Below are 21,203 nucleotides of genomic sequence, written 5' to 3'. Positions count from 1 at the left end.
TGGAGAGGGGGAAGGGGAAACTTTCTCCAGAAAGTTTCCCCTTCCCCCTCTCCAATCCAATATCCTCTTCTCCCTTTCTCTCCAACCCCGCTTTCTCTAACCCCGCATGGCGAAGTTGATGACGAACATGGCGGTGATGATCCACATGAAAAGGCTCACTTCGCGGGCACGCCCGGAAAGGAGCTTCACGGCGGCGTAGCTGACGAATCCGAATCCGAACCCGCTGGCGATGCTGTAGGTCAGCGGCATCATGATGATGGTCATGAAGGCGGGGAAGCCTTCGGTAAAGTCGTTGAAGTCGATGTTCATCACTTCCATCATCATGAGGGCGCCCACGATGAGCAGGGCCGGAGCCGTGGCGAAAGCGGGCACAAGGCCGATGAGCGGGGCGAACACCAAGGAGGCGGCGAACAGAACCGCCACGGTCAGCGCTGTCAGGCCGGTACGGCCGCCCTGCGAGACGCCCGCGGCGCTTTCCACATAGCTGGTGACGGTGGAAGTGCCGAGGAAGCTGCTGACCACCGTGCCGATGGAGTCGGTGACCAGCGCCTTGTCGAGGTTCTCGATGTGGCCCTTGTCGTCCATCAGCCGGGCCTTGCGGGAGAGGCCGATGAGCGTACCCATGTTGTCGAACAGCTCGACGATGGTAAAGGTAAAGATGATCGAAATGATGCCGTACTTGAGCGCGCCCATGATGTCGAGCTGCATGAGCGTGGGGGCGAGGCTTGGGAGGGAGAAGCTCATGATGCTGTCGATCCCGGAAGGGGCCGGGGACACGCCGAGCACCATGCCGAGCACGGCGGTCACGAGGATGCCGATGAGCAGGCTCCCCTGCACATTGCGGGCCATGAGCCCCGCCGTGAGGATGAGCCCGCAGCAGGCCAGCAGCGGGCCGGGCTGGGTGATATGGCCGAGGGTGACCACCGTAGCGTCGTTCTTGACCACGATGCCCGCATTCTGGAGCCCGATGAAGGCGATGAACATGCCGATGCCGACGACGATGGCGTACTTGAGGTTCATGGGCACGGCGTCAATGAGCAGTTGGCGGATATGCGTAAGCGTCAGCAGCAGGAAGACGATGCCTGAGAAGAACACCGCACCGAGGGCCACAGTCCAGTGCAGGCCGAGGACGCCGCAGACATAGTAGGCGAAGAAGGCGTTCAACCCCATGCCGGGGGCCACCGCCACAGGGAAATTGGCCCAGAGGCCCATGATGGCGCTGCCGATGACCGCAGACCAGACTGTTGCGGCAACGGCGGCTTCTTTGGGTATGCCCGCGTCCGAAAGGATGCTTGGATTGACGAAAATGATGTAAGCCACGGCAACGAAAGTCGTCAGGCCGGCGAGGATTTCCGTTTTGACGGTCGTCCCCTTTTCGCTCAGCTTGAAAACACGTTCCAGTATGCCTTGTGTCTGGGCCATGGGCGTCCCCCGGTGGTTGGATGGTTGCGGATGATTCCCTCTGAAACAGACAACCCTGTACATGCGAATCATGGACAGGGCAAGTCTGGCGAAACACTGGGCTGATTTTGCTCAGCTTTGATGATGGGGGCATGGCCCGTCCGGTTTGCGGAGGCAGGCGCAGGCGTTTTGCGGCGGCGTGTCGTTAAGGCAGCTTTCCACGGCGGCGATGATGGCGTCGTAGCCCGTGCAGCGGCAGAGGTTCCCGGCGTGCCCGCGGCGGATCTCCTCGCGGGTAACGGGCCGGCCCTTGTGTTTTTCAATAAAGGCCGTGCTGCTCATGACGAGGCCGGGCGTACAGAAGCCGCACTGGACGGCCCCGGCGTCCACATAGGCCTGTTGGACGCGGGAAAGCCGGTTGCCCTTGGCTTCGCCCTCGGCGGTGCGGATCGTTTTGCCGTCCGCCCAGACGGCAAGGAAAATGCAGGAATCCACAGGGACATTATCGACGAGCACGGTACACGCGCCGCATTCGCCCACGCCGCAGCCCTGTTTGGAGCTGGTCAGGCCCTCGGCGCGCAGGACTTCGAGGAGCGAGGAGCGGACGTCAAAGGAAAGTTCCCGTGCCTTGCCGTTGACGGTGCAGCGTATGGTTTTCAGCATGAGGCGGCCTCCTGAAGTTCGACGGCGCGGACGACGCACCGGGCAATGACGCGCTCCGCCAGCGTACGGATGATGTGCATACGGAAATCCCGGTTGGCGCGCCACGAGGTTCTGGGTTGTACGTCCTTTTCCACGGCGGCGCTGATCGCGGCGAGGGTGGCGGGCAGATCTTCGGGCGTCACGGAGCGGCCCAAAGCGGTGGCTTCGGCGCCGGGGCAGCGCACAGGGATCGGCGCGGATACGGAATAGGCCAGCCGGATGCCCGAAATGGCCGCCCCGTCAAGCCTGACGGCCGCCGCACAGCCGATGGTGGCGATGTCCATAGCCTCGCGCATGGCGTATTTGTGGTACGCAGCGCCCCAGCCCTGCCAGTCTTCAGGCCGGAATTCCACGGAAAGGAGCACTTCATCCTGCCTGAGGGCGACCCTGCCGGGGCCGGTATGGAAGCCGAGGGCGGGGATGGTGCGTTCCCCCTGCGGGCCCCTGATATTGAGATAGCCGTTCAGGGCGAGGACGGGGGCGCAGGTGTCCGCGGAGACGGCCCCGTTGCAGAGGTTGCCGCCGATGGTGCCCATGTTGCGGATCTGCGGCCCGGCGACGCTGGCGGCGGATTCCCCAAGCATGGGGATGCAGCCGCGGATGACGGGGGATTCCTCAATATCGGTAAAGCTGGCCCCTGAACCCACGCGCACGGTGCCGTCCGCCTCGCGGACAATGGGTTTCAGCTCAGGCAGGCCATGGATGTCCACGAGGCGGGAGAAGCCTTTGAATTCCCGGAGCTTGATGAGCACGTCCGTGCCGCCCGCGATAAGGCGGGCTTCGGGATCTTCTCCGAGCAGGCGGATGGCGTCGTTTACGGATTCCGCTTTTTGGTAGGATTGTATATCGAACATGGGAGATCCTTTGGGTTGAGGATGCCCGGAGGAGGGAGGTTTTCAAAAAGCCCCCTCCCCCGAACCCGCTCCCGCAACCATTTGGGCTGGCGGGGAGAGGGCACGGAAGGCGGTTCAGGCTATGCCGGAAAAAGGCGCTGTCCCCTTTTTGGGGGCCTGCTATGGCATCCGGTTGGCCTATCCACACAACATGATGAATAATGCTGTGTTATGTATTTTTATCGGCAGGTTCCATGACTGAGGCGCTTCATTGATTGTTTATGCCCTGTGATGGGGCGTTTCATCTCCACAGTATGGTGAAAATACAGCTCTTTTCAGTCTTTTCTGCGGGAAGGACCCCATGACTGAAGCCTTTTGCTGGTTTTTCCTTTGGGCAGGCAAGAAATAAGGCATCAGCCATTTCCTACGGCGCAGCCTTGTTTATTGGGCATTCCACAAAAGAAAGCGCCGGCCGTTATTCCGACAGTCCTTTCCAACTGGCCGTCTTCGCTCAAAGGCTGCTCCGGGCCTGTTTCCCGGCCGGGCCGCCATTTCCTACGGCATCGTCCTGCCGTACAGGCCGTCCTGAAGCCCGTACATGAAAGCCCTTGGCGGATAAGGGGGAGTTCGGAGAGGCTTCGTCTGCCCTCTTTATGGGGATGGCCCTGTCATGGCATGCGGTTGTTCCATCTCCGCAGCACAGTGAACATACGACCTTTTTCTCCAGTTTTCCCCTCGGCTGAATCCCCGGCTAAGGCCTTTTCCCGTTTATCCCTTTGGAAATTCAAGGGAAAAACATCAGCCGTTTTCTATGGCACAGACATGGGGATTTCCCGGAAGGGCGCCTTCTCCCCTCCCCGATGCTTCTTCTATCCCTTAATCAATCCGGCCTTCACGAATTCCTCAAACAGCAGCTTCGGCGTCATGGGGATGGCGTTGACGGCGACGCCGGTCGCGTCGAGGACGGCGTTGCGGAGCGCCGGGGCCGGGCTGATGAGCGGCGGCTCGCCGAGCGACTTGTTGCCGTATGCGCCGGAGGGTTCCTGCGTTTCCACAAACGCGCAGTCCAGATCGGGAATGTCGCAGGTTGTGGGCAGCTTGTAGTCCAACAGGTTGTTGTTGTACACGCGCCCGGTGGCGGGATCGATGAGCAGTTCCTCATAGAGCGCCCAGCCGATGCCCATGCCCATGCCGCCGTGTACCTGCGCCGTGGCGAGCGCGGGGTTGATGAGCACCCCGGCGTCATGCACGTTCAGGATGTGCACGATGCGGATCTTGCACAATTCGATGTCCACTTCCACTTCGGCAAAGCAGCCGCCGAAGGAGGGGGGATTCTGGCGCGTCTTGAAGGATGCCTCGGCGGAGAGCTGCCCGCCGCGATCCTTGTTGTAGAAAGAATCCATCGCCAAATCGTGCAGCGTGACCACGACGCTTTCGGGATTGCGGGCAAAGGCCACGGCATCACCCTGCGCGGTCGGCGCAATGGTCAGGGCGGCGGGCGTATGGCCGGTCATTTCGGCGGCATAGCCGAGGATCTTCCGGCGCAGCTCGTCCGCGGCGGCATGCACGGCGGGGGCACAGGTGTAGGTCTGGCGGGAGGCGTAGGCACCGGGATCCCACGGCGTAATGTCCGTGTCCTGCGTGGAGATGACATGGATGCTTTCATACGCGACGCCGAGCGTCTCCGAAACCATCTGGGCAAAGGCCGTATCCGCGCCTTGCCCGATTTCCGTCGCGCCGACCATGAGGTTCACCGTGCCGTCCTGATTCAGGATGAGGCGGGCGCTGCCGGGTTCCACATTGGCGGGGTACGTCCCCGAACCGTAGCTGAATGCGGACACGCCGACCCCGCGCCGCAACGGGCTGCCCGTGCGGACGGCTTCTTCATTGAAGGCTTTGCAGGCGGCCTTGCGTTCGTCCCACCGGAACCGTTCACGGCCTTCCTCAAGGCAGTCGCTGATGCCGAGCGTGGCGATCGGCCTGCCGTTGAGCGGGGAGACGTCGCCGTTGCGTCCGGTGTTCTTCAGACGGAAATCCAGCGGGTCCATGCCGAGCGCGCGGGCCGTATCGTCCATGAGGCATTCGATGGCATAGGCGGTCTGGGGAGAGCCGTAGCCCCGGCAGGCCCCGCCCACGGGAATATTGCTGTAGAAGGTCTTGGCTGAAAAGCGGTACGTGGCGTGCGGATAGACGTAGCAGACCTTGGAACCGCCCGCCGCCGCGATGGAGTGCCCGTGCGAGGCGTAGGCCCCGGTGTTGGAGAGCACGTCGAGGCCGTAGCCGAGGAGCTTGCCGTCCTTTGTGGCCCCGGCCCGTGCGGTCATGGCAAAGGCATGGCGCACGCGGGTGCAGAGCATGCATTCCTCGCGGGTCAGTTCCATGCTTACGGGCGCGCCGTCGAGCTTCATGGTCAGGAAGGCCACGATGGGTTCCAGCACCACATCCTGCTTATTGCCGAACCCGCCGCCGATGTAGGGCTTGATGACCCGGACGGACGACCACGGGATGCCGAGCGCCTGCCCGACCACGCGGCGGCAGATGTGCGGGATCTGCGTGGAGCTGACGATCACGATATGCCGCATGTCGTCCATGTAGGCGTAGGCCGTCTGGTTTTCCAGATGGCAGTGCTGCATGGTCGGCGTGCGGTAGGCGCCCTCAACCACCACGTCGGCGGCGGCAAGGGCTTCGTCGAGGGTGCCGTTGCATTCGAGGGTGTGCTGCTTGAGCAGGTTGCCGTCGGGATTGATGGCGGGCTGGAGTATGGGGGCGCCGGGGGCCAGCGCCGTTTCCGCCGAGGTCACGACAGGGAGGGGCTCATATTCGACTTTGACCAGATGGGCGGCTTTGCGGGCGGTGAGGCCGTCGCGGGCCACGACCACGGCAACCTCGTCGCCGTAATAGCGGACATGCTTGGTCAGCAGGAGGCGGTCGGCCACGTCCCCGCGCGCCGGATCCATAGAATAGGGGTGCCCGGCTGTGGGGAAGAGGAATCCCGGCACGTCATCGGCGGTGAAGACGGCCTCGACGCCGGGCAGGGACAGGGCTTCCGAGGCATCAATGGAAAGAACCATGCCGTGGGCGATGGTGCTGTGCACATAGGCGGCGTGCCGCATGCCCGGCAGGCCCATATCGTCGGTGTACCGGGCCCGCCCCGTCACTTTGGCTTCGGCATCCAGCCGTTGTTTGGATTGTCCGATTGCCATGCCGCTTCTCCTGTTCTTCTGGTGTGGAATGGTTCGCTGTGTGGCGTTGTTTACGCTGTGGACACGTTCTTGTCCACAGGGCAGTGGAGGATGCCCCTGCGGATACGGCAGGGGCGGTTGAAGCGTCCGAGGATGGCTTCCAGCACGCCGCCGCCGATGGCAAAGGCTTTGTCCGATACGTGGTGGCAGACCGTGTTGTCGCGCGGATCGACGTCGCCGACCTTGATGCGATCCGTAACGGGCGTTCCCGAACGTAAAAGCCCACGGATAACGCCGCTGATGACGGTACGGATCTCTTTGGATACGCCGTCGGCCTCAACGGTGGCGACGACATCGCCGGCCTTCACATGATCCCCTATGTCGTGGCGGCTGAGGAAAATGCCGGCCTGCGGAGCGCGCAGCACCCGCTCGGTGGTCATGCCCGCGATGTCGCCGGGAATGCCGGTATCGGGCTCCGCGCTGCCGGAGTAGAGGACGCGCCCAAGGTTGTGCCCCCGGTTGGTTTCGACGATGCAGTGGACGGTTTCGCCCACGGTGAAGCCGGGCCCTACGCCGATGACGAGGGGCGCGTCGGTGAGGCCCACGCCGACGTTCCGTTTGGCGAGCGTGGCTTCAATGATGACTTCGGGGCGGAGGCGGGGGATGGTGACGCCCTGCGGATCGACCATGACCGGGATGCACCCGGCGTCCCAGAGCGGGGCGATTTCTTCGGGCCGGGGGGCGAGGGCCGCCGTGATGCCTTCCACCGTGCAGAGGCCCTCATAGACGGCTTCGGAAAAGGCCACCCTGCGCCTGACGGCCATCGGGTGCGCCGTTTCCAGAATGATGATGTGCCGGAAGCCGGAACGGTAGAGCCTGAGCGCGATGCCCGTAGCGATGTCCCCGCCGCCGCGGAGAAGAATGGTAAACTGTTGGTATTGGTACATGCTGCAACTCCTGCTGCCCGAAGAAAGGTATTTCCCCGAACTATATACCCAGTGACAGGATGACACAACTAGACCGTGGGTTCTGGTCGGCAGCCTTTGTAGCTATTTCATATCGTGTTTGTTGCAAAAATAAGAAAAAACAATAATAACATATTGTTGAATCTATAAAATTTTCTTTGCGCCGGGCGGCTTTTCGAGCCGGTGCCGTGCCGATGCGCCGTCTTCGGGGATCCGGGGCCATGATGCGGAAGAGCCGCAGCATCCGGGGAAGGGGGGCGATGCAATCGGCGGCTTGCCATGTGTGGGAAGGGCCCGCAGCATCCGGCGGAGGAGTCCCGGATACCGCGGGCGTGGAGGGGCTACTTGCGCTTCGGCCCGGCAAAAGGCTGCTTGCGGGCCAACAGCCGGAAGAGGATGACGGCCTCCACCGCGCCGGACAGGGCGGCCTCGTTGACGTCGCCGCTCAGTATGACCTTGGTGGCGCAGAGGGTCCCGCCGTCGATATGGGTGATGATGGCATCGCTTTCAAAGACGAAGCCCCCTTCTTCCGCAGTCAGGGAAAAGGCCCTGCCGCCGCGTTTGCCTTCCAGCCGTGACGGGCTGGCGAGCCGATAGCCGTCCGGGGCGTTGCCGAAGGATTCGCGGGACAGGTGGATACGGGGCTTGTCCCGGTACGGCGCACCCGCCGAAGGGCAGAAGGTGGCGCAGTTGCCGCATTCGTTACAGGCGTCGGCAATATTGACTATCTGGTAACTTTGTCCGAGCCGCCGGTTGGAAAGCGTTTCCACGCGCACGCCGTCGCCGTCGCGCACCGCAACCTGTACGGGGTGCGGCATGGGCAGGGAGGGCAGGGCGACGTTGGCCCGGTTGGGGCAGACCGTAGTGCAGACGTTGCAGACGAGATCGCACTGGAGGCAGCGGCGGGATTCGTCCATAGCCTCCTCTTCGGTAAGGGTACGGATGGCGGGATCGAAATCCAGCCTTTCTTCCGGGCTGCGTTCCGGCAGGGCCGGGCCCATGACGCGGGTGGCCTGCCGGATGCGCAGTCCGTCGAGATCCGGCCTCCGCTCGTCGGACGGCGTGGCTGTGGCCGCCTGTGCGGACAGGCCGAGGCGGGCAAGGATGGTTTCGGCGGCATGGCGTCCGTCGGCTATGGCGTTGATCAGGGTCGATGCGCCGCGCACGGCGTCGCCGCCCGCAAACACGTTCGGCAGCGATGTCTGGCTGGTATGGGGATCGGCCTTAAGCGTCATGCCGTCAGGCAGGAAGCCGGCTTTCACCCGCTGCCCGATGGACACGATGAGCGTATCCGCGTCCAGTGTGAAGGCCTCATCCGTGGGAACGGGACGGGGACGCCCGCCGTCGGGATCGGGAACCAGCCGCATCCGGCGGCAGCGCAGGCCGGAAACGCGGCCCCCATCGGCAAGCACTTCCTCAGGGGCGCACAGTTCCACGATGCGAACGCCTTCATCCAGCGCGGCTTCGATTTCTTCGACGTCGGCGGGCATTTCCTTGCGGGTGCGGCGGTAGGCGATGGTCACGCTGCCGTTTTCCCCCACGAGGCGTCTGGCGGCACGGGCGCAGTCCATTGCGGAATTGCCCGCCCCGATGACGACGGCGTGGGAACCGATGCCCGTGGGCTTACACCGGCGCACGGCGGAGAGGAACGAAAGCTGATCCAGAACCCCGGCGGCGTCTTCGCCGGGAATGCCGAGGGGCAGGCTTTCCTGCGCGCCCACCGCGATATAGACGGCGTCGTTTTCTTCTGCCAGCCTGCCGAACAGGGGGGCGTCCACGGGCGTATCCTTATGGAGCCGCACGCCCAGCTTGAGGATGGCGTCGATGTCGCGGCTCAGGCTGTCCCCGGTCAGGCGGAACGGGGGGATCGCGTCGCCCGCCATGCCGCCGGGCACGGGCTTTTCTTCGTACAGGTGCACCTCCACTCCCTGTGCGGCGAGGAAGCGGGCGCAGGACAGCCCGGCAGGGCCCGCCCCGATGACGGCGGCGCGCTTCCCGGTTTTTGCGGCGGAAACGCCGGAAGCGGCTTCGGCCATTTTTTCGGCCACGAAGCGCTTGACCTCGCGGATCATGAGCGGCTTGTCGTAATTGATGCGGGTACACCGGCTCTGGCATTGATGGTTGCAGGCCATGCCCTGAACGTTCGGGAACGGGTTGGTGGCGGTGATGACCCGCCACGCCAGCTCGAAATCGCCCCGTGCCACGGCGTCGAGATACCGGGGGATGTCCTGTTGCGCCGGACAGCCCGACATGCAGGGCGCGGCGGCGCAGTCGAAGCGCGGGAGCGGGCGCTCTGTCTTGACTGAAACGTAGGGGAAGCGTTCCTTGTGGTAGCGGCTGCGCTTGCCGAGGACAGCCGCCGCATAGCTGACGAGGTTGGCGAAACCGGGATTGCCGGCGTTCGGCGCTCGGCCCTTTTCCCATTCGGCTATGGAGCGGGCCCCGGCCCTGCGCATTTCGGCGCGCAGCGTGCCGAGGTACTGGTGCAGCCGCCCGTAGCCGCCGGGCTTGAGGATGTCGGAGGACATGGTAATCGGACGGAGGCCGCAGGCCAGCGTGTCCGCCACGTTGAACGTATCCACCCCGGCGGAGAAGGCGATGTCCAGCTTCCCGTCGAATTCCTGCTGCAACCGTTCGGCGAGGTTGATGCTGATGGGGTGCAGGGATCTGCCGCTCATGTACACCATGCCTTCGCTGCGGGGCAGGTTCTGCTTTTCGTTGGCGATTTCGAGCGTGTTGGTCAGCTTGAGCCCGAAGGCCACGCCCGCCGTTTCGGCGGCTGCGGTGAGGTTGCGGATGATGGCTATGCCGTCGTTGTATTTGAGGTCGTGCCCGAAGGCTTCGTCGGGAACGCATACGTCATAGCCGAGCTGCGTATTCAGGATGTCGCGCAGGCGTTCGGGGCCGAGCAGGGTGGGGTTCAGCTTGATGGTCGTGTGGTACCTGCGTTCGGTGATGAAATAGCGGCCGATGCTCTCCACTTCGCCGGGCGGGCAGCCGTGCATGGTGGAGACCGTCAGATTGTCGGAGAGGCGGGCCGGAATGGGCATCTTCTCGATGGCGGGGTAGAGCGGGGCCAGCTCGGCCTTGATCCGCTTCACGTCTTCTTCCGCGTTTTCCATACGGTCGAGGAAACGCTGCACGGCGGGGCTCTTGATGCCTTCAAGGTTGTAGCCCGCGCTCATGTTGAAGATGAAGCCGGGCCCCTTGCCGGGTTCGGCCTCCGCGGGCAGGCTGAGCATGTCGCGCAGCACATACAGCAGCACGAAAGCCTTGAGGTACTCTTCAAAGGACTGATCAAGCTTCAGCTCCTGCGACCATTCGCAGTTGTAGCCTTCATCAGCCATGTCGATGCAGGGCTTGGCGACGTTCAGCTCGTCGAGCACCTGCACGGTCTTGAGTTCGATATACCGAGCGCCGCACAGCCACGCGGACAGGATGTTCTGGGCAAGCTGCGTATGCGGGCCGGCGGCCACGCCGAGCGGGGTTTCCAGCACCTTGCCGTAGCGCTCCATGCGGAACGGATCATCCGGCTTCGGCATAAAGAAAAGCTCCCGGCCGATGCCGAACAGTTGTTTGTTCGGCAGGTCGTGCTGCATCCAGCGGAGCAGCGTTGCGGCGTCCAGCGGTGTGAAGCGATCGGTATGCATGTCTGCGTCTCCTTGAAACTCCGTGGAAACTGGAGGGGGATGGGCATCGGGGAAGAAAGGTTTTTCGCGCGCCGCCCGCACCTGCGTGCGGCGAGGCCATTTTATTTGGCCCTGTCAGAGTATGTGGTTGTTTCATCTCCGCAGCGCGGTGAAAATGCAGCCTTTTTCTCCAGCTTTCCCCTTGGTGGAATCCATAGCCAAGGCATTTTGTTGGTTATTCCTTTGGGACTCCAAGGAAAAAAGCATCAACCCTTTTCTATGGTACAGCCTTTTATTTTGAAATGGCCTTAGGTTGTGTTGTTGTGTTATATGTAATTATTTTAAATTATTGAAATATTTTTGTAGCTTAAAATGGTTAAATAATTTTGGCTGTGTCATAGGAAACGGTTGATGTTTTCTTTCTTGAAATTCCAAAGGAACAACCAATAAAGTTCCCCCATCATGGAGTCCGTCAGCGGAAAAATTGGAGAAAAAGTCTCTCTTTTCAGCATTCTGTTGAAATAAAACAACCATATGCCATGACAGAGCCATAATTTTCAACAGATTATATCTGATTGGCGGCACGGCCTAGAGCGTCCTCGGAATGAACCTTCCCTGTCCGGCATGCCCGGAGAGCTGCCTGCCGAAAATGATAGGTTCGCCGCGCAGCCAGACATGGCGGGGCCAGCCGCGCACGACCATGCCTTGATACGGGGTGCAGTCCACCTCTTGATGAAGGTTCCGGGCTTTGATCAGCCGTTCATCCGTGGGATCGATGACCACAATGTCCGCATCCGCGCCGGGTTCGAGGCGTCCCTTGGAGGCAAGCCCCATGATCCGGGCCGGAGACGTGGACACCACGTCCACGAAACGCGGCAGCGTCAGACGCCCGTGGAGTACGCCTTCGCTGAACAGCAGGGGGATGCGGGTTTCGACTCCGGGAACGCCGCCGGGACAATCCAGCACGCTTTCCTTCCCGCGTTCCCGTTTCTGGGCCAGCGGGAAGGCACAGTGATCGGTAGCGGCAACCGAGATGCTGCCGTCCGCGAGGCCCTCCCAGAGCGCGGCGCGATCCGCTTCCGTCCGCAGGGGTGGGGCCATGACGTACTTGAGGCCGTCCCGTTCGGCATAGGCGGACTCGTCGAGCAGAAGGTACTGCGGGCAGGTTTCGGCAATGACCGGCTGCCCGGCCTTCTGCGCCTCGCGGATGCAGGCCAGACCTTCCGCCGTGGAGAGATGCACGATGTACACGGGCGCTTCCGCCGTTTTCGCCAGTTTCAGAATCCGGTTGATCGCCTCGGCCTCGCACCGGGCCGGGCGGCTCCGGGGATGGCTCATAGGATCGCGCGGCGCTTCGCGGCGCAGCTTGTCCCCCAGAAAACGGGTGATGGCGTGGTTTTCGCAATGGACGGCGAGCAGCCCGCCCGCATCCCTGAGCGCGGCGAGAATCTGTAGCAGCCCTTCGTCATCCAGCCTGCCGCCGTAGGTGGTGTAGGCCTTGAGCGTGGGAAATCCCTGCGCCACGGCTTCGGGAATCCGGGCAAGGACGGCGTCGTCCACATGCTGGAATACGCCGTGCAGGGCGTAGTCCGTGTAGCAGCGGCCTTCCGCCTGCTCCAGATACGCGGTGGGCTGATGGGGAAGATCGCATCCCTGCGGGCCAAAGCCCGGATGTTCCACGATGGTCGTGGTGCCGCCCCATGCCGCCGCCAGCGTCCCGGCTCCGAAACCGTCGGAGACGTGCGCGCCGTCCACCGTCAGGTTGACGTGGGTATGGGCATCGACTCCGCCGGGCATGACCACGCAGCCGGATACGTCCACGATTTCCGTTCCTTCAGGCTGCTGGGCCTCGTGCAGCCGTTCGCCGAGTTCCAGAATCCGGCCGCCTTCAATCAGGATGTCCGTGTTGAAGACGCCGTCCGCGCGTGCGGCCAGCCCGCCGGTAATAAGCATGCGCATGGTGAACCTGTTTCCCTGTTGATGGTTTACAGCAAAGCCCAGAGGCGGCGGGCCTGTTCGTTGGCGTAGGCGAGGATGTCGGCCTCGTCCATGCCGGTGAGCCTGCCGTGATCCACGATGAGCCTGCCTTGGCTGATGACGGACTCCACGTTGCGGGCGTCGAAGGCATAGCAGAAGTGTCCGGGGAAGTTGTCCTGCGTCAGCGGCGTGGGGGAATCGTAGTTGAGGATGACCAGATTGTTCGCCCCGCCGCCCGGCGCATTGTGGCCTTGGATGTGCGCGTGTACGGCGCGGAGGCGCTGGCAGGCCGCCAGGGGGGACATGCCGCCTTCGGCGAGCCCGGCGATGAAATAGGAGGACTGCGCGCTGCGGATCATGTCGCTGTGCATACCGTCCGTGCCGAGCATGACGCGGGGGAAATCGTTGTAGCGCCCAAGCCCGACGTTGTTGTTGAGGTTGCTTTCGGTGTTCTGCACGACCCAGCAGGGCGAAGTGCGGATGAGGTCGCGCTCTTCCGCATCAAGATGGACGCAATGCCCAAGGATGGACAGGGGCAGATCAAGCACGCCCGCGTCCGAGAGGCGGCGCACGACACTCTTGCCGTAGGTGCGGGCGCAGTGTTCCTGATCCTCGATGCCTTCGGCGACGTGGATATGTACGCCCGTCTTGTGCTTGCGGGCGAGCTCCACGGCGCGCCCAAGCAGGTCGTCGTCCACCGTAAAGGAGGCGTGCAGCCCGACATGGCCCTTGCGCCCGGAGGACAGGAAGGCGTCGGTTTCGGCGAGCCCCTTTTCCTTGATCTCCTCTCCATCACGGCAGGAGATTTCGTAGCAGAGCAGATGTCCGAGGCCCACGCGATCCAGCGCCTTGGCGATGGTTTCAAGGCTGCCGTCCAGATGGAAGGGCGAGGCATGGTGATCGATGACGAAGGTTACGCCGTTCTTGGCACAGTACAGAGCGGTAACAAGGGCGCTGGCCTCGATCATGTCGTGATCGAGCTTTTTGTCCATGCGCCACCAGACGTATTCCAGCACCTCAAGGAAGTTCGCCGGGGCCTTGGGCGCGGGAGGCATGCCGCGCGCAAGGGCCGAGTAGATATGGTGATGCCCGCAGCCGAAGGAGGGCATGACGAGGCGGCCCGTGCAGTCCAATACGGCGTCTTCCGGCGGACACTCCGCAGGCGCGTGGGCGTCGAGCGCCATCCCGCCGAACGGGCCTTCTTCCACCTTGATCGTCGTGGCCCTTGCCTTGAACGTTTCCGGGTCGATCCATGTGGCGTTGCGCAGATACAGGCTCATTGTCGGCTCCTTTGGGAATAGGGAATGCGATGGATAATCAAGGGAGGGGCGGCGTCCCTTGCCGCCGGAAGCGCTACTTCTTCCTGCCCACGGGCAGTTCCCGCCTCCTCACGCCGTCCACAAGGTACAGGGCGTTGACGACGGCGGGCGCGGTGGGGATGCAGGCGATTTCCCCGATGCCCTTGGCCCCGCACGGCCCTTCGGGATCGGGCACTTCCACGGCGATGACCTCTATTTCCGGCACGTCCACCGAACGGAGCAGGCCGCAGGCGTTGAGCCTGCCGGAGGTCAGATAGCCGTCCCTGACCGGGATGCTTTCGGTCAGGGCATAGCCCATGCCCATGACCACGCCGCCCTGTACCTGCCCTTCGTAGAGCGGGCGGTTGACGACGCGGCCTGAGTCGTGCGCGGCGATGATCTTTTCAATCCCGCCTTCCTCGTCCATGAATACCACATGCGTGGCAAAGCTGTAGGAGACGTGGTTGCGGATTTCTCCCGGCGCGCCCTGCCCGGAAGTCTGCCCCGCCGAGTCGTAGTGCCCCTTGTAGAAACGGCCCACGAGACGGTCGAGGCGTCCGCCGTACTTGTCCAGATCGCCGCGAAGCTGCCGGGCGGCGTTGACCACGGCGTGCCCAAGCTGGAACGTGCCCCGGCTGGCGGTGGTGCTGCCCGCAAAGGCCCCGTATTCGGTGGATGCGGTCATGTCGACGGCAACATCAGGGCCGAGTTCCGCCACCTCGCACAGCATCTGCCGGGCTACCGTGTTGATGCCTTGCCCCATCTCCGTCCAGCCATGATGCAGGACGAGCCGCGCGCCCGCCGGCTGTTCCGGGGCCGGGTGCACTTCAAGGTAACAATCGCAGGGTTCGGGGATGCCGTTGCCGATGCCGGAATTCTTGATGGCGCAGGCGATGCCCGCCCGCGGGTGGCTGCGGAAGGCGTCGCGCACCGCGAGCAGGGTTTCGCGCAGGGCCGTGCCTTCGCCGAGCACCTGCCCGGTGGTGACCATGCGGCCCGGTGCCACGGCGTTGTCATAGCGGAATTGCCAGCGGTCGAAGCCGCCCTTTTCGCACAGCTCGTCGATGAGGCATTCCATAGCGAAATTCGACTGGTTGACCCCGAACCCCCGGAATGCGCCCGCCGGAAGGTTGTTCGTGAATACCGCCTTCACATGCACGTCCACGGAGGGGATGTGATAGGCGCTGGCGGCATGGGTTCCTGTACGGGTGACGACCGGGCCGCCCGCCGAGGCGTAGGCTCCGGTATCCGCGAGGATGCGAACCTTGGCGGCCTGCAGGATTCCCCTTTCGTCGCAGCCGATGACGTAATGGAGCTTCATGCCGTGGCGCTTGGGGTGCATGCGGATGGATTCGGGCCGGGAGAGCCGCACCTTGACCGGACGCCCAAGCAGATACGCGGCGAGCGCGGCATGGGGCTGGCAGGTGAAGTCCTCCTTGCCGCCGAACGCGCCTCCGGAGTCGGCAAGCGTGACCGTGACCTTGGGCGTGGGGACATGGAGCAGGGCGGCTATATCCGCCTTATCGTGCCAGATGCCTTGGGACTGGACATAGAGGCGCACCCCGCCCGCTTCGGGAACGGCCAGCGCCGCTTCGGGCTCGATGAAGGCGTGCTCGACGGCCTGAGTCCGGTAGGTGGCCTCGGCGGTAAAGGCGCAGCGGGCCAAGGCGTCGTCCACGGGTTCGCCGCGCCTGATGGTCTTGTCGAGCAGGATATTGCCGTTTTCGTGGATATGGATGGGCGAGGTTTCCGCCTCCTCCATGTCGAGGAGCGGCGTCAGAACTTCATAATCGACCTTGACGCAGGCCGCCGCAGCACGGGCTTCGGCTTCGGTTTCCGCGACCACGCAGGCCAGCGCGTCGCCGATGTAACGGGTGATTTCGCCCACCTTGATATAGACGGGCCAGTCCTTGGCGTAAAGGCCGAGCACACGCTCGCCGGGGATGTCGTCGGCGGTCAGGATGCGGACGACGCCGGGCATGTCCGCCGCTTCATCCGTATGGATGGCAAGCACGCGGGCGCGGGGATGCCCGCTGAAGACAATGGCTCCGTGCGCCATGCCGGGCGCGTCGATGTCGTTGACGAAGGGGCGGGTTCCAATCGCCCGTTCGTAGCCGCCATACTTGGGCCAGCCCGATCCGAGGCGCGGGTTGTCGTCGGGTTCGGGAATGTTTCCTTCGCGTAACAACCTCGCGGCGTCGAGGATGGCGTCCACAATCTTGACGTAGCCGGTACAGCGGCACAGATGCGGGCGGACGGCCTTGACGACCTCTTCACGGGTGGGGTTTGAATTGGTTTGCAGGAGTACCTTGGCCCGCATGAGGAAGCCGGGGGTGCAGAACCCGCACTGGACGGCCCCGCGGTTGACGAACGCCATGCCGAGCGTCCGCCTGAGCGTTTCCGGCAAGCCTTCGAGTGTGACGACGTCGCCGTCGGCTGCCTTGCTCATGGGGGTGGAGCAGGCGAGGCACGCCTTGCCGTTCAGTTCCACAAGGCAGGCTCCGCAGGCGGCCTGACCGGAACAGCCGTCCTTGGCCGCCGTGAGGCGGCGGTCATTGCGGAGATAGGAAAGGAGCGAAGCGGCGGGATCGCCGTCATACATCGTGGCCTGCCCGTTGAGTCTGAACGCGATCATGGCATCCCTCCTGCAAGGCGCTGGATTGTGCGGGAGGGGAGGCTTCAGCGCGCTTCCCCTGTCCCGCTCCCCTCCCCAAAGGCTTTGGGCCTGCGGTGAGGGGGCACATCGGGAGTTTTCTTTCTACGTATGGTTATACGGCTTTGCCCGCACTCCGCAAAGTAAAACTTTTCAGGGGCGGGTTATAAACGCTGCGATGCCTTGCCTTTTGTTCCGGCTTCCGGCACGGCGGAACTTCCGTTGCGCGGCCTCCCCATCATCCAAAGTCTTACGGGAGGGGAAAACCGCTCCGGCAAGTCCGGGGGAGGGGCTTTGGGGGCTCCCTTCCCAGCGCCTTCATTTTTCCCTTACAAGCAGCGCTGACCGCCCTTTTCGAGCAGATCGAGGAGCAGATCCGCAGGGTTGCGCTTGCGGGCAAGGGTAATCATAGCCGCGATGATATAGGGCTTGTAGCTGGCTTCCTTGTACAGCGGCACGCGGTAACGGTCGAACACGCCGGCGGCCACTTCGCCCTCGGCGCAGGATACGCCGGAAATGTCGGCGGGCAGGCAGTGCATGTACAGCGCCTCGCCGTTGCGGGTGGAGGCCATCAGCTCCTCGGTGCATTCCCAATCCTTATGGTCGGCGTTCTGGGCCAGCAATTCCTTTTCGAGCTTCCTGATGCCGTCCATGTCGCCCGCGCCGTAGAGATCGGTGCGCTGCTGCATGGCCGCGAAGGGGGCCCAGCTCTTGGGGTACACGATGTCCGCGCCAGCGAAGGCTTCGGCCATGTCGTTCGTCCTCGTGAACGAACCGCCGGTCGCGGCGGCGTTGCGGCGGGCCACCTCCTCGACGCCGCCCATGACTTCATAGCCTTCGGGATGCGCCAGCACGACGTCCATGCCGAAACGGGTCATCAGGCCGATGACGCCCTGCGGCACGGAGAGGGGTTTGCCGTAGGAGGGAGAATAGGCCCAGCTCATGGCGATCCTCTTGCCCTTGAGCTTTTCCACCCCTCCGAAATGGTTGATGATGTGCAGCATATCCGCCATGCATTGGGTGGGGTGGTCGATGTCGCACTGGAGGTTGACCAGCGTGGGCCGCTGTTCCAGCACGCCGTCGCGGTAACCTTCCTGCACGGCGTCGGAAACCGTGTGCATGTAGGCGTTGCCCTTGCCGATGTACATATCGTCGCGGATGCCGATGACGTCGGCCATGAAGGAAATCATATTCGCGGTTTCACGCACGGTTTCTCCGTGGGCGATCTGCGACTTGCCCTCATCAAGATCCTGCACTTCAAGGCCGAGCAGGTTGCAGGCGCTGGCGAAGCTGAACCGGGTGCGCGTGGAGTTGTCGCGGAACAGGGAGATGCCGAGCCCGGAATCGAACATCCGGCAGGAGGTGTTGGCTTCCCGCAGGCCGCGCAGGATTTCCGCCACAAGGAAGGTCGCGGCGATTTCGTCGTCGGTCTTCTCCCATGTCAGGAAGAAGTCGTTCATATACATGCGGCGGTAATCGCGCTTGGCGAGGCTACCGATCAGCTTGCGGATGCGGATCTTGTCCATGATGTGCTCCTGTTACTCTTTGGTAATATGTGTGCCCGCCCCCTTCGTGAGCGCGGCGTTGAGATATTCGGGGCTGGTGATGACGACTTCCGATCCGCCGCTGCGGATGAAGTCCACGGCGGCCTTGATCTTGGGGCCCATGCTCCCGGCGGGGAAGTGCCCCTCGGCAAGGTAGCGTTCCATTTCGGAGACGGTGACGCTGTGCAGCGGGCGCTGCATGGGGGTTCCGTAATTGAGCGCGACGTTTTCAACGCCTGTGGAGATGGCGAGCATGTCCGCGCCGAGCTGCGTCGCCAGCAGGGACGAGGCGAGATCCTTATCAATGACCGCGTCCACCCCAAAGATGCCTTCGGGCATACGGATCACCGGGATGCCGCCCCCACCCGCCGCGACCACGTTGAACCCGGAACCGAGCAGGCTGCGGATGGCGTCCAGCTCAATGATTTCGCAGGGCTTGGGCGAAGGGACTACACGCCGCCAGCCTCGGTTGGCGTCCGGCTTGAGTATCCAGTCGGGATGCTGTCGACGCAGTTCCGCAAGCTGATCCTCGGCGTAGAATTCGCCTACGAACTTGTCAGGATTGTTGAAGCCGGGATCGGCGATGTCCACGCGAACCTGCGTGACCAGCGAAACCGTCCGGCCCGTCTTGTCCGCAAGGCCGCGCCGCTTGAGCACGTTGTCGAGCGATTGCTGGATTTGGTAGCCGATGGCGCCTTGTGTGTCCGCGACGCAGCTTACCAGCGGGACGATGTGCATCCCCGCGACCGCACGGGCGATTTCCGAGCGCAGCATGATGAACCCCACCTGCGGGCCGTTGCCGTGGGTGATCAGTACCTGCCAGCCCTGTTGGATGACGTCGGCGATGTGCTCCATCGTCTCGCACAGCGCGAAGTACTGGTCTTCGACGCTTTGCTTGTCGCGGTGTTTGATGAGGGAGTTGCCCCCGATGGCGATGACCGCAAGTTTCCGGCTCATGGCGTGCTCCTGAGGAGGAAGGGGAAAGCGGGGGAGGGGAGAAGGACCCCTTCTGGAGAAGGGCTTCCTTCTCCCCTCCCCCGGACCCCCTCCCCTCATCTTCCTAAAACTTTCGTTTTTATTGAATCCCTGTTTGAGGACGGGGATTATTGCCGTGTGGCTATTGGGTATTGGCGACGTAGGTGGCGGGGAGGGCGGCGTACAGGGCCGCGCACTCAATGAGATCCTGCTTCCACGTCTTTTCGTCGGGGGCGTGGGCTTCCTTTTCCTTGCCGGGGCCGAAGCCGACGACCGGGATTCCGTAGCGGCCCATGATGGACACGCCGTTGGTGGAAAAAGTCCACTTGTCGGTGCGGGGGGCGCGTCCGAACAGGCTGCGGTAAGCCTCTTCGGTGGATTTCGTCACCACATGGTCTTCGGGCAGGACCCACGTGGGGAAGTAGCAGTCGGTGGGGTAGACGAGGCCGGTCCACGAGGGGACTTCATAGGTGTACATGGACACCTTGGCCTTGTCTCCGGCGGTCTTGACCGAGGGGAGATTCTCAATCTGGGAAATGGCGAGATCCTTGTCCTCACCGAAGGTCAGGCGGCGATCCACGGAAATGGCGCAACTGTCCGCCACCGCACAGCGGGAGGGCGAGGTGTAGAAAATCTGGGAAACGGTGAGGGTGCCCTTGCCGAGGAAAGGGTCGTCCGCGAGCCGGGCATTGAGCTGTTCAAGCTCTGTCATGATGTGGGCCATGCGGTAGATGGCGTTGTCGCCGCGTTCCGGGGCGGAACCGTGGCAGGATACGCCGCTCACGTCAACGCGGATTTCCATGCGCCCGCGCTGGCCGCGATAGATGCCGCCGTCGGTGGGTTCGGTGGATACCACAAATTCGGGCTTCAGGCCGTCTTCATTGATGATGTACTGCCAACACAGGCCGTCGCAGTCCTCTTCCTGCACCGTTCCGGCCATGACGATGGTGCAGTCCTTGGGGCACAGGCCAAGCTCTTTGATGATCTTCCCGGCATAAACCATGCTGGCCATGCCGCCTTCCTGATCGCTCGAGCCGCGCCCGCCGATGGTTTCGGCGTCTTCGTAGCCTTCGTAGGGATCGAATGTCCAGTTGGAGCGGTTGCCGACGCCCACGGTGTCGATGTGCGCGTCAAAGGCGATGAGGCGGGGGCCGTTTCCGATGTAGCCGAGGACGTTGCCCATCTTGTCGATTTCGACCCTGTCGAAGCCGACCTTTTCCATTTCTTCCTTGATGCGCCGGATCACGCCTTCTTCTTGGCAGCTTTCGCTGGGGATGCGGATCATATCGCGCAGAAACCGGGTCATTTCCGGTTCATACTTTTGGGCGAGTTCGTTGACACGGGAAAAATCGACGGTGCTCATGGGAAGCCTCCAGAGGAATGATGCCGGATGTCCGGCCTGCTTCCCAAGAAGCAATTGTCGGGCCAACGCTGTGAGCCGTCATGATAGCGAACAAAACAAACCGATTAAACGCGCATCCATACGCTCCGGCATTCCAAAAGGCTTCTCAGTTTGAGAAAATTCTCATTTCGGGAAAACGCAATGCCGTTGCCCGGATAAAAATGGCTGTGTCATAGAAAACGGTTGATACTTTATTTCCTTGAAATTCCAAGGCTGTGTTTAAGTTTGTGGTTGATACAAGATTCCAACTGGAAAGGAAGAGTTTTTTGGAAACTATCTGGAGGTCTCGCAACAATTCTTCAAAACTGGATTTCATGTAATGAACAAAAAATGAGAGAGGCCCGCATCACCAGACGTGAAATGAACTTTTATCTATTGATTTTCATTGAAAAAATCATCAACCGTAAAATTGAACACAGCCAATTCCAAAGAAATAACCAATAAAATCCCCCAATCACAGAGCCCACCAGCGGAAAAAAATTGGAGAAAAAGCATATATTTTCAATATATTGTTGAAACAAAACAACTGTGTACTCTGACAGAGCCATAAAAATAAGAAAGGGCCGCCTCCGCAAAGGAGCAGGCCCCTTCCATACGAACTTTCCAAGAAGAGGGATTCGATAAGGTCAAAAGTCTTGGGAG

Annotated in this window: 14 protein-coding genes; 1 reads left to right on the top strand and 13 read right to left on the bottom strand. The window is 62.4% G+C overall.

Features of this window, described 5'->3' with window-relative positions; all coding sequences use genetic code 11:
* Positions 1-96: 96 nt before the first annotated feature.
* The 6 genes from ACZM8Y_RS14190 to ygfK all read right to left on the bottom strand — a co-directional run bounded on the left by ACZM8Y_RS14190 (position 97) and on the right by ygfK (position 10,733).
* Entirely contained in the window at positions 97-1,422 is a 1,326-nt protein-coding gene (locus ACZM8Y_RS14190) for an NCS2 family permease (protein WP_479858545.1), read from the bottom strand.
* Between the two features lie 111 nt (positions 1,423-1,533).
* A complete protein-coding gene (xdhC, locus tag ACZM8Y_RS14185) occupies positions 1,534-2,064 on the bottom strand; it encodes a xanthine dehydrogenase iron sulfur-binding subunit XdhC (RefSeq protein ID WP_302553183.1) in 531 nt (176 codons plus the stop codon).
* Positions 2,058-2,957: a xanthine dehydrogenase subunit XdhB gene (xdhB, locus tag ACZM8Y_RS14180; RefSeq protein ID WP_479858544.1), complete on the bottom strand. Its 900-nt coding sequence runs from the start codon at positions 2,955-2,957 to the stop codon at positions 2,058-2,060. The genes xdhC and xdhB overlap by 7 nt, the downstream gene beginning before the upstream one ends.
* Positions 2,958-3,805: 848 nt before the next feature.
* The gene (gene xdhA, locus ACZM8Y_RS14175) at positions 3,806-6,139 is read right to left on the bottom strand and encodes a xanthine dehydrogenase subunit XdhA (protein WP_479858543.1); all 2,334 of its coding nucleotides are present in this window, start codon (positions 6,137-6,139) and stop codon (positions 3,806-3,808) included.
* 50 nt (positions 6,140-6,189) lie between these two features.
* Positions 6,190-7,065, bottom strand: coding sequence for a selenium-dependent molybdenum cofactor biosynthesis protein YqeB (gene yqeB / locus ACZM8Y_RS14170; protein WP_302553186.1), 876 nt, complete (start codon positions 7,063-7,065; stop codon positions 6,190-6,192).
* 359 nt (positions 7,066-7,424) lie between these two features.
* Positions 7,425-10,733 carry a putative selenate reductase subunit YgfK gene (gene ygfK, locus ACZM8Y_RS14165; protein WP_482332949.1) on the bottom strand — a complete coding sequence of 1,103 codons (3,309 nt, stop codon included), beginning with the start codon at positions 10,731-10,733 and terminating at the stop codon, positions 7,425-7,427.
* A gap of 39 nt (positions 10,734-10,772) precedes the next feature.
* On the opposite strand from ygfK, the gene ACZM8Y_RS14160 reads away from it, so the two are divergent.
* Positions 10,773-11,024, top strand: coding sequence for a hypothetical protein (locus ACZM8Y_RS14160; protein ID WP_482332951.1), 252 nt, complete (start codon positions 10,773-10,775; stop codon positions 11,022-11,024).
* A 24-nt stretch (positions 11,025-11,048) separates the two neighbouring features.
* On the opposite strand, the gene ACZM8Y_RS14155 is transcribed toward ACZM8Y_RS14160, so the two are convergent.
* The 7 genes from ACZM8Y_RS14155 to ACZM8Y_RS14125 form a co-directional block, all read right to left on the bottom strand.
* The gene (locus ACZM8Y_RS14155; protein ID WP_487480116.1) at positions 11,049-11,264 is read right to left on the bottom strand and encodes a hypothetical protein; all 216 of its coding nucleotides are present in this window, start codon (positions 11,262-11,264) and stop codon (positions 11,049-11,051) included.
* A 36-nt stretch (positions 11,265-11,300) separates the two neighbouring features.
* Positions 11,301-12,671, bottom strand: a complete 1,371-nt coding sequence (gene hydA, locus ACZM8Y_RS14150; protein WP_482332956.1) for a dihydropyrimidinase — start codon at positions 12,669-12,671, stop codon at positions 11,301-11,303.
* A 26-nt stretch (positions 12,672-12,697) separates the two neighbouring features.
* A complete protein-coding gene (locus ACZM8Y_RS14145) occupies positions 12,698-13,969 on the bottom strand; it encodes an amidohydrolase family protein (protein ID WP_482332958.1) in 1,272 nt (423 codons plus the stop codon).
* Positions 13,970-14,042: 73 nt separating this feature from the next.
* Positions 14,043-16,622, bottom strand: a complete 2,580-nt coding sequence (xdh, locus tag ACZM8Y_RS14140; protein ID WP_482332960.1) for a selenium-dependent xanthine dehydrogenase — start codon at positions 16,620-16,622, stop codon at positions 14,043-14,045.
* Between the two features lie 347 nt (positions 16,623-16,969).
* Entirely contained in the window at positions 16,970-18,166 is a 1,197-nt protein-coding gene (gene ygeW, locus ACZM8Y_RS14135; protein ID WP_482332962.1) for a knotted carbamoyltransferase YgeW, read from the bottom strand.
* Between the two features lie 12 nt (positions 18,167-18,178).
* Complete coding sequence (locus tag ACZM8Y_RS14130) at positions 18,179-19,141, bottom strand: carbamate kinase (RefSeq protein ID WP_482332964.1); 963 nt, start codon at positions 19,139-19,141, stop codon at positions 18,179-18,181.
* 160 nt (positions 19,142-19,301) lie between these two features.
* A complete protein-coding gene (locus ACZM8Y_RS14125; RefSeq protein WP_482334888.1) occupies positions 19,302-20,522 on the bottom strand; it encodes a YgeY family selenium metabolism-linked hydrolase in 1,221 nt (406 codons plus the stop codon).
* Positions 20,523-21,203: the final 681 nt, after the last annotated feature.

The organism is Bilophila sp. (assembly GCF_057864385.1).
Note: the sequence above shows the minus strand (reverse complement) of the source record. Positions and strands in the feature narration are given on the sequence as shown.

Excerpts from the sequence above, each read along its gene's own strand:
- ACZM8Y_RS14190 (WP_479858545.1), bottom strand. The coding sequence starts at position 1,422 with ATGGCCCAGACACAAGGCATACTGGAACGTGTTTTCAAGCTGAGCGAA.
- xdhC (WP_302553183.1), bottom strand. The coding sequence starts at position 2,064 with ATGCTGAAAACCATACGCTGCACCGTCAACGGCAAGGCACGGGAACTT.
- xdhB (WP_479858544.1), bottom strand. The coding sequence starts at position 2,957 with ATGTTCGATATACAATCCTACCAAAAAGCGGAATCCGTAAACGACGCC.
- xdhA (WP_479858543.1), bottom strand. The coding sequence starts at position 6,139 with ATGGCAATCGGACAATCCAAACAACGGCTGGATGCCGAAGCCAAAGTG.
- yqeB (WP_302553186.1), bottom strand. The coding sequence starts at position 7,065 with ATGTACCAATACCAACAGTTTACCATTCTTCTCCGCGGCGGCGGGGAC.
- ygfK (WP_482332949.1), bottom strand. The coding sequence starts at position 10,733 with ATGCATACCGATCGCTTCACACCGCTGGACGCCGCAACGCTGCTCCGC.
- ACZM8Y_RS14160 (WP_482332951.1), top strand. The coding sequence starts at position 10,773 with ATGGGCATCGGGGAAGAAAGGTTTTTCGCGCGCCGCCCGCACCTGCGT.
- ACZM8Y_RS14155 (WP_487480116.1), bottom strand. The coding sequence starts at position 11,264 with ATGGCTCTGTCATGGCATATGGTTGTTTTATTTCAACAGAATGCTGAA.
- hydA (WP_482332956.1), bottom strand. The coding sequence starts at position 12,671 with ATGCGCATGCTTATTACCGGCGGGCTGGCCGCACGCGCGGACGGCGTC.
- ACZM8Y_RS14145 (WP_482332958.1), bottom strand. The coding sequence starts at position 13,969 with ATGAGCCTGTATCTGCGCAACGCCACATGGATCGACCCGGAAACGTTC.
- xdh (WP_482332960.1), bottom strand. The coding sequence starts at position 16,622 with ATGATCGCGTTCAGACTCAACGGGCAGGCCACGATGTATGACGGCGAT.
- ygeW (WP_482332962.1), bottom strand. The coding sequence starts at position 18,166 with ATGGACAAGATCCGCATCCGCAAGCTGATCGGTAGCCTCGCCAAGCGC.
- ACZM8Y_RS14130 (WP_482332964.1), bottom strand. The coding sequence starts at position 19,141 with ATGAGCCGGAAACTTGCGGTCATCGCCATCGGGGGCAACTCCCTCATC.
- ACZM8Y_RS14125 (WP_482334888.1), bottom strand. The coding sequence starts at position 20,522 with ATGAGCACCGTCGATTTTTCCCGTGTCAACGAACTCGCCCAAAAGTAT.